The organism is Thermoanaerobacterium butyriciformans (assembly GCF_017874545.1).
In the GTDB taxonomy this organism is placed as follows: domain Bacteria; phylum Bacillota; class Thermoanaerobacteria; order Thermoanaerobacterales; family Thermoanaerobacteraceae; genus Thermoanaerobacterium; species Thermoanaerobacterium butyriciformans.
Genome location: NZ_JAGGLT010000044.1, coordinates 1 through 13349 on the forward strand (window position 1 = coordinate 1; position 13349 = coordinate 13349).

Sequence of the window (13349 nt, forward strand, 5' to 3'; positions counted from 1 at the left end):
AAATGATTTCAGAATGAAATTTTGGGGGATAAATTTAAAAATATATCTCCTGAAATTCAGTTATATCAGGCAACAGAAGTTGCCGAGAATACTCATAAAGTAAGAGGAGGTTTACAAAGTGAAGAAAATTTATGCATTGATATTAATATTTGTTGCAATGGTAGCTGTACTTGGAATAGTTTATGCGGATTCAACTCAAGATCCAGGAAGCCAACAGGATCCATTGGTGACTAAAAGCTATGTAGATAGTAAATATGATGATCTAAAAAACTATGTAGATGGCAAAACTGGTGGTGGTACTACAAATAGTTATGATATAGTTGAGTTAAATCCAGGTGAAAGCATTACTCTATATCAGGGCTCTGAAGCAATCGTCAGAACAGATAATTCCTCAACAATTGTTACAAGCACTGATGGTGTTTCAGATTTGACAGGTGGCAAAGATTTAAAAAATAATGCTTTGATACCAGCAAATCATCTTTTGCTGTTTCCAAGATCCGATGGCAGGGGAATAAAAGCGAAAAATTATACGATCGTGGTAGTTATGGGAAAATACACAAAAAATTAAGATGCGCTTTTAAAGCGCTTTATTTTTTTCTAAAATATGGTATTGCCCAACGTTATATTTAAGTGATATAATTCAAGTGATACAAATAACTAAAAGAATAAAGGAGCGATATTCTTTGAGCCTGAAAAGAATACTGGTGTTTTTTGTAGTTCTATCATTAGTTGTATCTGTAGCTGTAGACATATCCAGAATTAGTGTTGAGAATAAGTACAATACGGTTGAAACTGTAGCAGATCTATACAATTTTGAAAAGTTAGCGTCAAATACAGGGTTGAGCATACAAGACGTATTAAGTGAATTTAAGGAAAATGGCTTAAAAGGTGTTGCTGTGCCTGAGGTTACATTGAATAGACTTCAACAGATTGGCAGCATATCACTTTATAAGCTGTCTGATGTAGAAAATATTTATAATCTAAAAGACAGTACAGGTAATATAGCCTTAAATGATTACCTAAAAAATTTAAGTGACAGTCAAAAAAAGGTGCAAAAAGATTACATCGTTGTAGCTACAAATGACTCTAAGATATATGAATTTTTAAAATCATCTTTAGGGAAAAGAGTGCCAAGCAATAAATTAATTGTGCTTGAAAAAGACAAGAATTTTGCATTTATAATCAACGAGGACATGGATACTTATGCAGATCAGGGTTTAGGGTTTAACAAAGATGATTTAGATATGGTAAAATCATTGGGATTTGATATTATACCGAGAATAGAGAATTATAACGGCGTTAAGGATAAGGATATTCAAAGCTATATAGAACTTTTAAAACAGTATGATGTCAAAACAGTCATATTTGGTGGCAATGATGTTTTAGGAAATCCTGACAAGATATCATATGCTGCATCTTTGTTTAAAAAGAATGGTGTGGCTATAGGTATAATCGATACACCTATGGGCAAAAAACTGCAGGCTGGTACAGAGAAATTTACAAAATTTGATGATTACAGAGGTGCTAAGATTTACGGTTTATCAGAGGCGGAAACAGATAAATACGATGTAAATGGCATAGTAGATAGGTGGTACAGGTCTATTATAGAAAGAGATGTAAGAATAGTTTACATTAGAGCAAAGGTAGATACCACAAAGACTGCTTCTTTTAACATGAAACAAAATATATCCATGTTGAAAGATATAAACAATCTTGTGCAGTATGCTGGACTAAATTTAGGGATAGTAAAACCGTTAAGTCCAATTCATCAATCAAAAATAATTGAAATTTTGATTTCCCTTGGTGTAGTTGCAGGTGGAGTGCTTTTGCTTATGCTTTTTGGGCTTAAAGATAAATATTCTATTATACTCACTACATTAGGTATTTTATTTACAGCATTTTTACTTTTAAGCAAGTACAACGATCTTGCTGTTAAAGCTGTGGCATTGATATCGTCGATAATATTTCCATCATTGGCTATTGGATATTTTATAGAAGAGAGCAAAAAGATTATTGAGAGTGGTGACGATAGCCATTACGTAAGAGATTCTTTATCTATTTTCTTTAAAACTGTTTTTATATCTTTAATCGGCGGGTTAATAATAGCTGCAATAATGGCAGACAGCAAGTACATGCTGAAACTAGATTATTTTAGAGGCGTAAAACTTTCATTTACAGTTCCTGTTGTTGTATATATAGCATATTACTGCTATAAAGTATGGGATATAAATACATTTAAGAAGCTTTTAGATGCTTCTATAAAAATTTTGGATACTGAAATTAAAATTTGGCATGTCTTAGCAGTTTTAGTTGCAGGTGTCATAGGCGTTATTTATATTTCAAGGACAGGTAATTCACCTGTTATAAAGCCTACTTCTATAGAGCTTAAATTTAGAAGTTTACTGGAACACTATCTTGTTGCAAGGCCGAGGACAAAAGAATTTTTGGTAGGTTATCCAGCTTTGATACTAGCCATATATGCAGCAAAAAAGAAATCGAAGCCACTGAATTTCATTTTTGGAATCTTGGCATCAATTGGGATATTATCAATGCCAAATACGATGAGTCATGTAGAGAGTGTCCTTAAAATAGCACTGGAAAGGACAGTTATAAGCTGGATTTTTGGAGTAATAATAGGGGTAGTTGCTTTAATTGTCCTAGATTCAATAGTCAAATATATAAACAAGAAAAAAGTGCTACATTGATTTGATTAGTTTTAAAATATGTTATTTTGCCATGGAGGTATAGATAATGAAAATTTTGATATCGGGCTATTATGGCTTTGAAAATATCGGCGATGATGCTGTTTTGGAATGCATTATCGCCGGGTTGAGAGAAAAGGGCATAGATGATATAACAGTGCTTTCAAATACACCTACTAATACATCGTTTAGATACAATGTCAAATCTGTGTACAGAAATTCATTCAAAGAAGTCTTTAATGCCATAAAAAATACGGATATATTGTTAAGTGGCGGAGGAAGTTTAATACAAGATATTACCAGTAACAAAAGCTTATGGTATTACCTATCGATTATTTTTTTTGGGATTTTATTAGGGAAAAAGGTATACATTATAGGACAAGGGATAGGACCTTTAGAGCACAAGTACAATAGACTGTTATCCAGATTCATTTTAAGAAGGGTTGATTTGATTACAGTAAGGGACGAAGATTCTATGATTTTTTTAAAGGGACTTAATATCGAGAAAAATGTTATCCTTGCCGCAGACCCTGTTGTAAATCTTGCCCCTTGTAGTGAAGAAAGGTTAGAAGAAATATTGAGAAATGAAGGAATAGATAAGGGAAAGTACATAGTTGTATGTACTAGAGAATGGGGCAACAACGAGCTATCAAGGGTAGAGTTGGCGAAAGCTGTTGACGATATATCAAAAAAATACAATTTAGAAGTGGTATTTTTGCCGTTTTATTATAATAAGGATGATGCTGAAAGCGAAAAAGTAGCAAATTACTTAAAATCGCCTTATAAGATAATAAAAAGCAAATATGAACCTAAAGAGATATTGGGTATAGTAAAGAATTGTCAGTTGCTTATTGGCGTAAGATTACATTCGTTAGTATTTGCTTTGGTAAGCCTTGTTCCTTTTATAGGTATATCTTATGATCCGAAGATAGATGGTTTTTTAAAGTCAATAAATTTAAAATCTTTTAAGATAGATAAATTTTCTTCTGATGAGCTGGTTAATTATGCAGAAAGTATTTTAGATAATAGAGATAATTTTGTTGATAATTTGAAAATCCATCTTGAAGAGCTTAGAAAATTGTCTGATAATAATTTTAATATATTTGACAAATCTAAATGATGGGGTGTAAAAAATGGCTGATAGATTTGTAATATTCGGTGTACCAATAGATAAAGTTACGATGAAAAATGCAGTTGACATTGTAGAAAATTTCTTATTGGAAGACAGGCTTCACATTGTTGCGACTCCAAATGCAGAGATTGTAATGATGGCACAGAATGATGACGAATATAAGGAAATATTAAATAAAACTGATTTGAATGTTCCTGATGGCAGCGGTGTTATTTTTGCATCGAAGATATATAAAGAAGAGCTGCCAGAGCGGGTTGCTGGATTTGATCTTATGATGGAATTGATAAAGATAGCATCACTTAAGCATTATAAAATATATCTTCTTGGTGCTAAAGCAGATGTTGTAAAGGGTGCGTATCTAAATTTAAAAAGTCAATATCAGGGGATCGATATAGTTGGATTCCACGATGGGTATTTCAGCGAAATAGATGAAGAAGAGATTATAAATGATATAAACGAAAAGAAGACTGATTTGCTTTTTGTAGCATTAGGGGCACCTAAGCAGGAAAAATGGATTTACAAAAACAGGAATAAACTAAATGCAAAAGTAGCAATAGGCGTTGGAGGTAGTTTTGATGTAATTGCAGGTAAAGTTACACGAGCGCCTGAGATATATAGGAAGTTAGGATTGGAATGGTTCTATCGTTTAATGAAAGAGCCTTGGAGATATAAACGCATGATGGCACTGCCCAAATTTGCAGTTAAAGTGTTATTTTCGAAAAAGTCTTAATAGTATTTAGCATAAAGTAAGAAAGGACAGGTAATTGTATGAGCCCAAAATTAAAAAAGATTATAATTGATTTTATATGGATTACAATAGGAACGCTGCTTCTTACTTTGTCCCTTGATTTATTTTTGATACCGAATCAAATTGCACCAGGTGGTGTAAGCGGACTTGCCATCGTTTTAAATCACATTTTTAAATGGCCTGTAGGAGCAGTGACGCTCCTTATTAATATTCCTCTTTTTTTGATATCAATAAAAGTCCTAGGTTCTGTCTTTGGTGCTAAAACATTGTATTCAACGCTGCTTCTTGGTGTTTCGATTGATGCGCTGGCATTTTTGAAGCCATTGACACATAATGCCATGCTTGCTGCAGTGTACGGTGGACTTATTATGGGTTTAGGACTTGGAATCGTTATAAAATACGGTGCGACGACAGGAGGCACCGATCTGGCAGCTATGACTCTACATAAATATATACCATTTTTAACAGTTGGAAGAATTCTGTTGATTATAGATTTCATAATCATAGCGCTGGCTGGAATTGAGTTTAGCCCTGAACTTGCATTATATGCACTTGCAACAGAATTTATTGCTATAAAAGTGATAGATGTCATACAGGAGGGAACAGATTACGAAAGGATTGCTATAATAATTTCAGATAAATATGATGAAATAAGTCAATCTATATTGTACGACATGGACAGAGGAGTAACTGAATTAAAAGGAGTTGGAGGATATTCTAAACAAGAAAAAAATGTGTTACTTGTTGTAGTAAATAGAAGCGAAGTAACAACACTTAGAAATGTCGTTAAAAAAATTGATCCAAAGGCATTTGTCATTTTATCAACTGCTCACGAAGTTTTGGGAGAAGGGTTTAGAAACATGTGATAAATTTTTAGGGACACAACATTTCTGTTATGTCCCTAAAAATCATCTATCAAAATATATGTTTTTACCTGTTGCTGATAATGGTATACCTACTACAATTTCACCGTCAATTAAATTCAATCTCTTTGCACTGATGCCAATTCTATACATTATTCTGTTGTCTACATTCAGCATGCTTGCTGTCTTAACAGCAGATCCAATTGCTATCCCCAGATCTATAAGCCTCCATGCACATATTGGACCGTCAAATTCCGTTCCCTTTTTAAAGTCAGGTAACTGGTCGCATTTGTTGTAACCGCATGTGCCGCAATTGAGGCCTGCTTTTTTAGGTTTGTTTAAAGATATAAGCAGGACGGCACCAGACCTTTCAACATTTTTTCCATCTCTGTCGAAGTTTTTCTTTCCGGATTCAACACCGTATTTTACCATATCTTCATTAAGTCTTTTCAAATCATCACCAGTTACAACTTTTGTTTCGATAAAATCTTGACCAGAAGCTTTCGGCGCTGTTCTTGCTGATAATGACATGAGTTCAGCAGCTAATTCAATAACATCCATGATAAGTTATTAAACCTCCTCATAAAATTTATTTATACAAGGGGTTGACTTTTTTACATATGGAAGTGAAGTTAGCCCCTAAGTATATTGTTACAAATACGTTTTTATTTAGTGATAAGTTTAAAAAATATATAACAATGTAGTATGTATGAACTTAGTTATGCCTAAGAAAATTATACAATAAAATCATTGTATAACAAAATAATTATTAATTTATGGCTGTATTAATTTTAAAAAGTTTTTATAGATTATAGCTTGCAACTTAAATTTTCTTATTGACATATATAAAAGCTATAGTTATAATAATGTTAAGTAATTTATACTTTAAAGTGACAGAGCAAAGACGCTCTAATATATGAGGTTAATCTCACATATTAGAGCGTTTATTTTTATAATAATGCGATGATGCATTATTTGTGACACACATAGGTAGTTTTTAAAGCAATTACCATGTATGATTGCTTTATAATAAAAATAAAATACTTTAAAAAGCAAAGGTGCTTTATCTTGGAGATAAGCACCTTAATTTTTTAGTAAAGGGGATGGTTAAGTTGAAAAGACATGGAAGTTAAGTTTTTTAACAATTTATATATTTTATGAGAGGGGTTGAGAAGTATGGAAAATTTAACTTTGGATTCATTAGCAGTTGCTATCGATAATGTATGGGTATTGGTTGCAGCATTCTTAGTATTTTTCATGCAAGCAGGTTTTGCTATGGTGGAAACAGGTTTTACAAGAGCTAAAAATGCAGGGAATATTGTTATGAAAAATTTAATGGACTTTTGTATTGGTTCTTTATTCTTTTGGGCTGTAGGATTTGCGTTAATGTTTGGAAAAGATGTAGGAGGATTATTTGGAAGCTCTGGTTTCTTTCTTAGTGGAAACTTTGATCACCTTGGTCTTAAAATACCTATAACTTCATTTTTAATTTTTCAAACGGTTTTTGCTGCTACAGCAGCAACTATTGTATCAGGTGCTATGGCTGAAAGGACTAAATTTATTGCATACTGCATATATAGTGCAGTAATCTCACTAATAATCTACCCTATTGTAGGACATTGGGCATGGGGTGGAGGCTGGTTGTCTAAAATGGGTTTTATAGATTTTGCTGGTTCAACTGTTGTACACTCAGTTGGCGGATGGAGTGCACTTGTAGGTGCAAAAATTATCGGACCACGAATCGGTAAATATACAAAGGATGGGAAGGTTAATGCCATTCCTGGTCATAGCATTACTCTTGGCGCATTAGGTGTTTTCATATTATGGTTTGGATGGTTCGGATTTAACCCAGGAAGTACACTTTCTGGTACTACTAATATGATAGGTCACATAGCAGTAACGACAAATTTGGCTGCGGCATCTGGAGGGGTGGCATCTATGATATTTACATGGTTAAAATACAAAAAACCTGATGTTAGCATGACTTTAAATGGAGTATTAGCGGGTCTTGTTGCAATAACTGCAGGAACAGCGGCAGTAAATCCAACATCTTCTGTTATCATTGGAGCACTAGCTGGAATATTAGTAATAGTAGCTGTAGAATTTTTCGATAAAGTGGTAAAAATAGATGACCCAGTAGGAGCTATATCTGTACATGCAGTTTGCGGTGCATTTGGAACGATAATGGTTGGTTTATTTGCAACTGATGGGGGGCTATTTTTCGGTGGAGGATTAAAACTTTTAATCACACAAATAACTGGCGTTGTCTCAGTATTTGTTTGGACAATAGTTACTACAACGATACTCTTTAGTATAATTAAAGCTACAGTAGGGCTTAGAGCGTCGTCTGAGGAAGAGATTGATGGATTGGATTTGGGAGAACATGGTTCTGTAGCATATGGTGATTTCATGCTAAAACCGCAAAGTATAGCAGAAAGATCAATTAATTCGTAACTCATATTATATTTTATGGTATATAGATAAAAGTCTCAAACATGATGGAGAAGTTAATTAAAAGGTTCAAAACTAGTAATATAGAAAATGGAAAGTATTTATATTTGTGTAGGTTCACCACATTTGTTGGAAATGGTTTAAAGCCATATTCGACACTATGGTGAACTTTCTTTTTTGCCTGTTAAAAGTTTTAAATATTAAGTTAGAATATGAAATACATACTAATGTATATACATCAATATAGACAATAGTTTTTACAAGTGTTAAAATATTATTAAATTTATAAAAGGGGAAATATAAATGGATAATAACATTTTAAATGAAATAAATGATTTGAAGAAAAAGCGAAACGCGATTATATTAAGTCACTTTTATCAAAGGGCAGAGATACAAGATATTGCTGATTTTATTGGAGATTCATTGGAGCTATCGAGAAAAGCGGCAGTCACAAAGGCGGATGTTGTAGTATTTTGTGGTGTTCACTTTATGGCTGAAACTGCTAGTATACTATCGCCTGATAAGATAGTGTTGCTTCCCAACATAGGTGCAGGTTGTCCAATGGCTGAAATGGCTGATTATGAAGGACTAAAAAAATTAAAAGAACAGCATCCTGATGCTTATGTTGTAAGCTATGTCAACACAACAGCAGATGTAAAATCATTAAGCGATATATGCTGTACATCTGCAAATGCAGTGAAAGTTGTAAATACGGTGCCAAAAGATAGAGAGATAATTTTTGTACCGGATAAAAACTTGGGCCGTTATGTGGAAAAGATGACAGGCAGAAAAATGATATTGTGGCAAGGATATTGCAACACACACAATAAATTGACTGCTGAAGAAGTTATTTTAACAAAAGAAAAATATCCTGATGCCAAAGTTATTGCACATCCTGAATGTAAGGAAGAGGTGTTAGATATTGCAGATGGAGTCTTTTCAACGTCTGGAATGATTAAATATGTTGGTGAAAGTGAGGCAGAAGAATTCATAATCTGTACTGAAGATGGCATATTGCATCAGCTTCAACAAAAATATCCTGATAAAAAGTTTATATTGCCTTCCAACAAGTTAATATGTCCTAACATGAAAAAGACGAAAATTGAAGATGTCTTATACAGCCTTATTAATATGAAACCTGAGGTAAAAGTTTCCGATGATGTAAGGGAAAAAGCGATTATTCCAATAAAAAGGATGTTAGAGATAAAATGAGTTACAGTGTTAATTTTGATTCCAATAATATTGAAAGCTTTATAAGTGATTATGTAATAGTGGGCAGCGGAATTGCAGGGCTTAATGCAGCGTATTTAGCAAAAGATTGTGGAGAAGTTTTCCTGATAACAAAAGATAAATTGTCATACTCAAATTCGTCACTAGCACAAGGTGGAATTGCTTGTGTAATATCTGAAATTGATAGCTTCAAGTCACATATAGAGGATACAATCTATGCAGGGGCAGGTTTGTGCGATAAAGATGCTGTTGAGATTTTGGTTAAAGAGGCGCCATCAAATATTAATCGCCTTCTTGAGATTGGAGTTGAATTTGATAAAAGAGACGATAAGCTAGAATTAGGCAGAGAAGGAGCACATTCACATAATCGGATAATTCATGCGGGGGATTATACAGGTAAAGAAATAATAGATTCACTCATTGGTGCTTTAAGTGGAGTAAAAATATTTGAGAATACTTTAGCACTAGACTTGCTGGTTGACGACAATACAGCAAAAGGCGTTTTGATAAAAGACTTAAACGAAGGTAAGTTTTTTGTTGTATGGGCTAAAGTTGTGATATTGGCTACTGGTGGTGCAGGAAATCTATTTTTAAATACCACAAACCCTAAGACTTCAACTGGCGACGGTATTTCTATTGCAGCAAGGCAAGGAGCAGTTTTAAAAGACATGGAATTCATGCAGTTTCATCCGACTGTATTGCATGGAAAAACAGGGGAAAGGTTTCTCATATCAGAGGCAGTTAGAGGAGAAGGCGGTATACTCAGGAACGAAAAAGGAGTAAGATTTATGCCTTTGTATCACAAATTAAATGAGCTTGCTCCTAGAGATGTAGTAGCGAGAGCTACATTAAGTGAAATTAATAGAAGCAATTTAGATTATGTATATTTAGATGTGTCAAATATTGGGAAGGATTTATTTAAAAAGCGTTTTCCTTCAATTTACAGCAAACTTGAGGAAATGGGTATCGACATTGAAAAAGATTATATACCTGTTTCGCCAGCTGCTCATTATTATATGGGTGGTATAGCTACAGATTTGAATGGTGAGACGACGATAAAGAGATTGTACGCATGTGGTGAATGTGCTTGTACCGGTGTACAAGGGGCAAATAGGCTTGCCAGCAATTCACTGTTGGAGGGTCTAGTCTTTTCAACACGGGCAGTAAATGATTCAAAAAAGTATTTAAATATGAAAGTTACTCCATCTCATTTTTTTAACAATAACAAGATAGACAGAAAAATCGATGTTGAAAGCATAAGGTATGAATTGCAGTATCATATGGAGCAAAATGTCGGCATAATAAGAAGTGAAAGCAGTTTAAAAGCGATGTTAAATTGGCTCATGTTGCACGGAAGCTTACTAGATATAAATGCGGATGATAAAGATAAAAGCGAGCTTTTGAATTTATATACCATAAGTAAGTATATGGTTATGTCTGCATTGTTGAGAAAAGAAAGCAGGGGAAGCCATTACAGGTCAGATTACCCTGAGAGAAATGAAGTGTATAGAAAACATATATTGATAAAAGGAGATGAAATTTATTTTGATAGACAGATTAATAGCGCAAAGATTAATAGATAATTATCTTCTGGAAGATTTAACATGGGGTGATATAACTACTGATATGCTTGTGCCAAAAGGCACAAAATCGAAAGGTTACGTGTATGCAAAAGATGATGGTATAATAGCAGGGATTGATGTCTTTTTAATGGTTTTTAATACAATTGATAATGATATAGAGTATAAAAAATATTTTAAAGATGGGGAAGCAATAAAAAAAGGAGATTTAATATTAGAAACTTACGGAGATTTAAATTCTTGTCTTAAAGCTGAAAGGGTCGCTTTGAATCTTATACAGAGGATGTCTGGCATTGCCACATATGTAAGAAAACTTTCGGATATGATTAAAGGAACAAATGCAAGATTGACAGATACGCGAAAAACTATGCCAGGATTAAGATATTTTGACAAGTATGCAGTTTCAGTAGGTGGTGGAGTCAATCATAGATATAATTTATCAGATGGAATTTTGATAAAAGATAATCATATAAAAGCTGTTGGAGGAATTAAAAATGCATTAACAAAGATAAAAGGGGAAGTATCTCATACAAAAAAAGTAGAAATTGAGGTAGAAACTATACATGAGCTGAAGGAAGCATTAAAATACGGTGCAGATATTATTATGCTTGATAATATGACCATCCACATGATGAAAGAAGCAGTTGAGATAACTAATGGTAGAGCAATATTAGAGGCATCAGGGAATATAAACGAAAGCAATATATTGGATGTTGCTAAAACAGGTGTAGATATAATATCGATAGGTGCAATAACACATTCTGTAAAAGCACTTGATATAAGTTATGATTTATAAAAATATTTTAAGTGGAACAATAACCATGTGGTGATATCATGCAAAAGTAGTAAAAAATAAGGAGCATAAGCTCCTATCTTTATATCTTCTCAAATTGATCCTTTCCTACACCACAGTCAGGGCACACCCAATCATCTGGTAAATCTTCAAATTTTGTTCCTGGTGGTATGTTTTGTGTTGGATCGCCAACTTCGGGATCGTATATGTATCCACAAACTGTGCATTGCCATTTTTCCATTCTTCTCAACCCTTTCTTTTTTATATTTATAATTATATTATATCAGCATGCTTTACAAAAAATCAATATTGAAAATGATTTTAAGGTCCATTTTAAGCTAAACGATATATTTATTGTTATAGTACAAAGTGTATTTAGTTTTGCATATAATTTGTATAAAAAGTAGTAGGTTATTTTCAGATTTTTTGCATTTTAAACATTCAAATTTTATATTTAATGGCATTGTGTAGTATAATCAATTTAAGAGAGATTTACAAAATATTGTCTAAAATTTGAGAAAAGGATGAGTGTAATGGCAAAAGAAATAAAATTAGGTTTTATAGGACTTGGATACATAGGGACGATTCATGCTACTGCTTGTTTTGCAATGCCATTAATTTTTAAAAAATTACCTTTCAAAGTAAAATTTGGTCAAGTTTGCAAGAATAATATAGATGACCTGCCGTATTTTTTTGAAGGTGGTGTAAAAACAATAGACGAACTTTTGAAAGATAATGAGCTTAATGCTGTCGATATATGTACTCCAAACTATCTACACAAGAAGCAGGCAGTTGAGGTTATGAAAAAAGGTTTAAACATTTATCTTGAAAAGCCCATCGGATTAAGTGGTGATGAGGCCTTAGAATTGATGAGTATGGCAAAAGAAAAAAATGTCATCAATCAAGCGGCGCTTATGTATAGATTTATGCCAGCAATAAATCAAGCCAGAGACATAATAAACAATGGTGAGATAGGGGATGTGTTAAATTTTAAAGCTTTAATGCTGCATTCTGGATATTTAAATCCTAAAAGACCCATGTCATGGAAAATGCGATTTGATACATCTGGTGGAGGAGCAGTAATTGACTTGGGAATTCACCTTGTGGATGCAATAAGGTTTATGCTTGGAGAAGTAAAGATGTTGCAAGCAAGATCAGAGACATATTTCAAGAAAAGACCTATTTCAAATGAATCTGATTCATATGAAGAAGTAGATGTAGACGACTGGACAGAAGCATATTTTAAAATGGATAATGGTGCTTGGGGTACTGTGGAGACATCTAGGATATCAGCGGATATAGAAGAAGAAACTCGGTTTGAGATATATGGTACAAAAGGTTCTATAATCATATCTTCAAAGCAGCCTAGATATGCTTTTGTTTACAAAAAAGAAGAAAATCAATATATTATAGGTAGTATTAAGGATAGAAGCACATTTTCAAAATATGTTGAAACAATATATCCGGATCCGAAGTATTCTTTAGGATTTATGGTTGACATGCATATGGCAAGCCTTATGAATTTCTTTTTGAACATTGCAGAGGGGAAAATAGTACATAAAGAAACGCCTACTTTTGAAGAGGCTTATAAAAGTCAGTTAATAATAGACAAGATAATAGAATCAGCCAAAAATGATGGTCTATTGATAAAGCTATAAGGCGAAAAAAGGAGAATAAACGAGAAAATTGCGGTAATCACCGTGTTTTCTCGTTTACTTTGCTATTTATAAAGTTATTCTGGCGTTGATATGTTTTTTCAAACGTGGTATATTAACACATGTCGCTGTGAAAGCAGCGGAGGCAAAGTACCACAAAATACCAGAGAAAATAATATTGACAGAGGCAGATGA

At 33.3% G+C, this 13349-nt stretch carries 12 protein-coding genes; 10 read left to right on the top strand and 2 right to left on the bottom strand.

Annotated elements, in window-relative coordinates:
• Positions 1 to 118 precede the first annotated feature (118 nt).
• The 5 genes from J2Z80_RS14120 to J2Z80_RS14140 all read left to right on the top strand — a co-directional run bounded on the left by J2Z80_RS14120 (position 119) and on the right by J2Z80_RS14140 (position 5448).
• Positions 119 to 568 carry a hypothetical protein gene (locus J2Z80_RS14120; RefSeq protein WP_209454959.1) on the top strand — a complete coding sequence of 150 codons (450 nt, stop codon included), beginning with the start codon at positions 119 to 121 and terminating at the stop codon, positions 566 to 568.
• 115 nt (positions 569 to 683) lie between these two features.
• Complete coding sequence (locus tag J2Z80_RS14125) at positions 684 to 2705, top strand: DUF5693 family protein (RefSeq protein WP_209454960.1); 2022 nt, start codon at positions 684 to 686, stop codon at positions 2703 to 2705.
• A 46-nt stretch (positions 2706 to 2751) separates the two neighbouring features.
• Positions 2752 to 3822, top strand: a complete 1071-nt coding sequence (gene csaB, locus J2Z80_RS14130) for a polysaccharide pyruvyl transferase CsaB (RefSeq protein ID WP_209454961.1) — start codon at positions 2752 to 2754, stop codon at positions 3820 to 3822.
• 13 nt (positions 3823 to 3835) lie between these two features.
• A complete protein-coding gene (locus J2Z80_RS14135; RefSeq protein ID WP_209454962.1) occupies positions 3836 to 4564 on the top strand; it encodes a WecB/TagA/CpsF family glycosyltransferase in 729 nt (242 codons plus the stop codon).
• A gap of 38 nt (positions 4565 to 4602) precedes the next feature.
• Positions 4603 to 5448 (top strand): YitT family protein, encoded by an 846-nt coding sequence (locus tag J2Z80_RS14140; RefSeq protein ID WP_209454963.1) that lies wholly within the window; start codon positions 4603 to 4605, stop codon positions 5446 to 5448.
• Positions 5449 to 5490: 42 nt separating this feature from the next.
• On the opposite strand, the gene J2Z80_RS14145 is transcribed toward J2Z80_RS14140, so the two are convergent.
• Positions 5491 to 6006, bottom strand: a complete 516-nt coding sequence (locus J2Z80_RS14145; protein WP_209454964.1) for a ferredoxin domain-containing protein — start codon at positions 6004 to 6006, stop codon at positions 5491 to 5493.
• A gap of 615 nt (positions 6007 to 6621) precedes the next feature.
• Between J2Z80_RS14145 and J2Z80_RS14150 the strand changes: the two genes are divergently transcribed.
• The 4 genes from J2Z80_RS14150 (at position 6622) to nadC (ending at position 11502) form a co-directional block, all read left to right on the top strand.
• Positions 6622 to 7899, top strand: a complete 1278-nt coding sequence (locus J2Z80_RS14150) for an ammonium transporter (RefSeq protein WP_209454965.1) — start codon at positions 6622 to 6624, stop codon at positions 7897 to 7899.
• A 300-nt stretch (positions 7900 to 8199) separates the two neighbouring features.
• Positions 8200 to 9108 (top strand): quinolinate synthase NadA, encoded by a 909-nt coding sequence (gene nadA, locus J2Z80_RS14155; RefSeq protein ID WP_209454966.1) that lies wholly within the window; start codon positions 8200 to 8202, stop codon positions 9106 to 9108.
• On the top strand, positions 9105 to 10709 hold the full coding sequence (gene nadB / locus J2Z80_RS14160; RefSeq protein ID WP_209454967.1) for an L-aspartate oxidase: 1605 nt from the start codon (positions 9105 to 9107) through the stop codon (positions 10707 to 10709). Before nadA ends, nadB begins: the two co-directional genes overlap by 4 nt.
• Positions 10672 to 11502, top strand: coding sequence for a carboxylating nicotinate-nucleotide diphosphorylase (gene nadC, locus J2Z80_RS14165; RefSeq protein ID WP_209454968.1), 831 nt, complete (start codon positions 10672 to 10674; stop codon positions 11500 to 11502). The genes nadB and nadC overlap by 38 nt, the downstream gene beginning before the upstream one ends.
• 79 nt (positions 11503 to 11581) lie before the next feature.
• On the opposite strand, the gene rd is transcribed toward nadC, so the two are convergent.
• Complete coding sequence (gene rd / locus J2Z80_RS14170; RefSeq protein ID WP_013297086.1) at positions 11582 to 11740, bottom strand: rubredoxin; 159 nt, start codon at positions 11738 to 11740, stop codon at positions 11582 to 11584.
• Between the two features lie 292 nt (positions 11741 to 12032).
• Here rd and J2Z80_RS14175 point away from each other — a divergent pair, with 292 nt between their 5' ends.
• Positions 12033 to 13157 carry a Gfo/Idh/MocA family protein gene (locus J2Z80_RS14175; RefSeq protein WP_209454969.1) on the top strand — a complete coding sequence of 375 codons (1125 nt, stop codon included), beginning with the start codon at positions 12033 to 12035 and terminating at the stop codon, positions 13155 to 13157.
• Positions 13158 to 13349 lie beyond the last annotated feature (192 nt).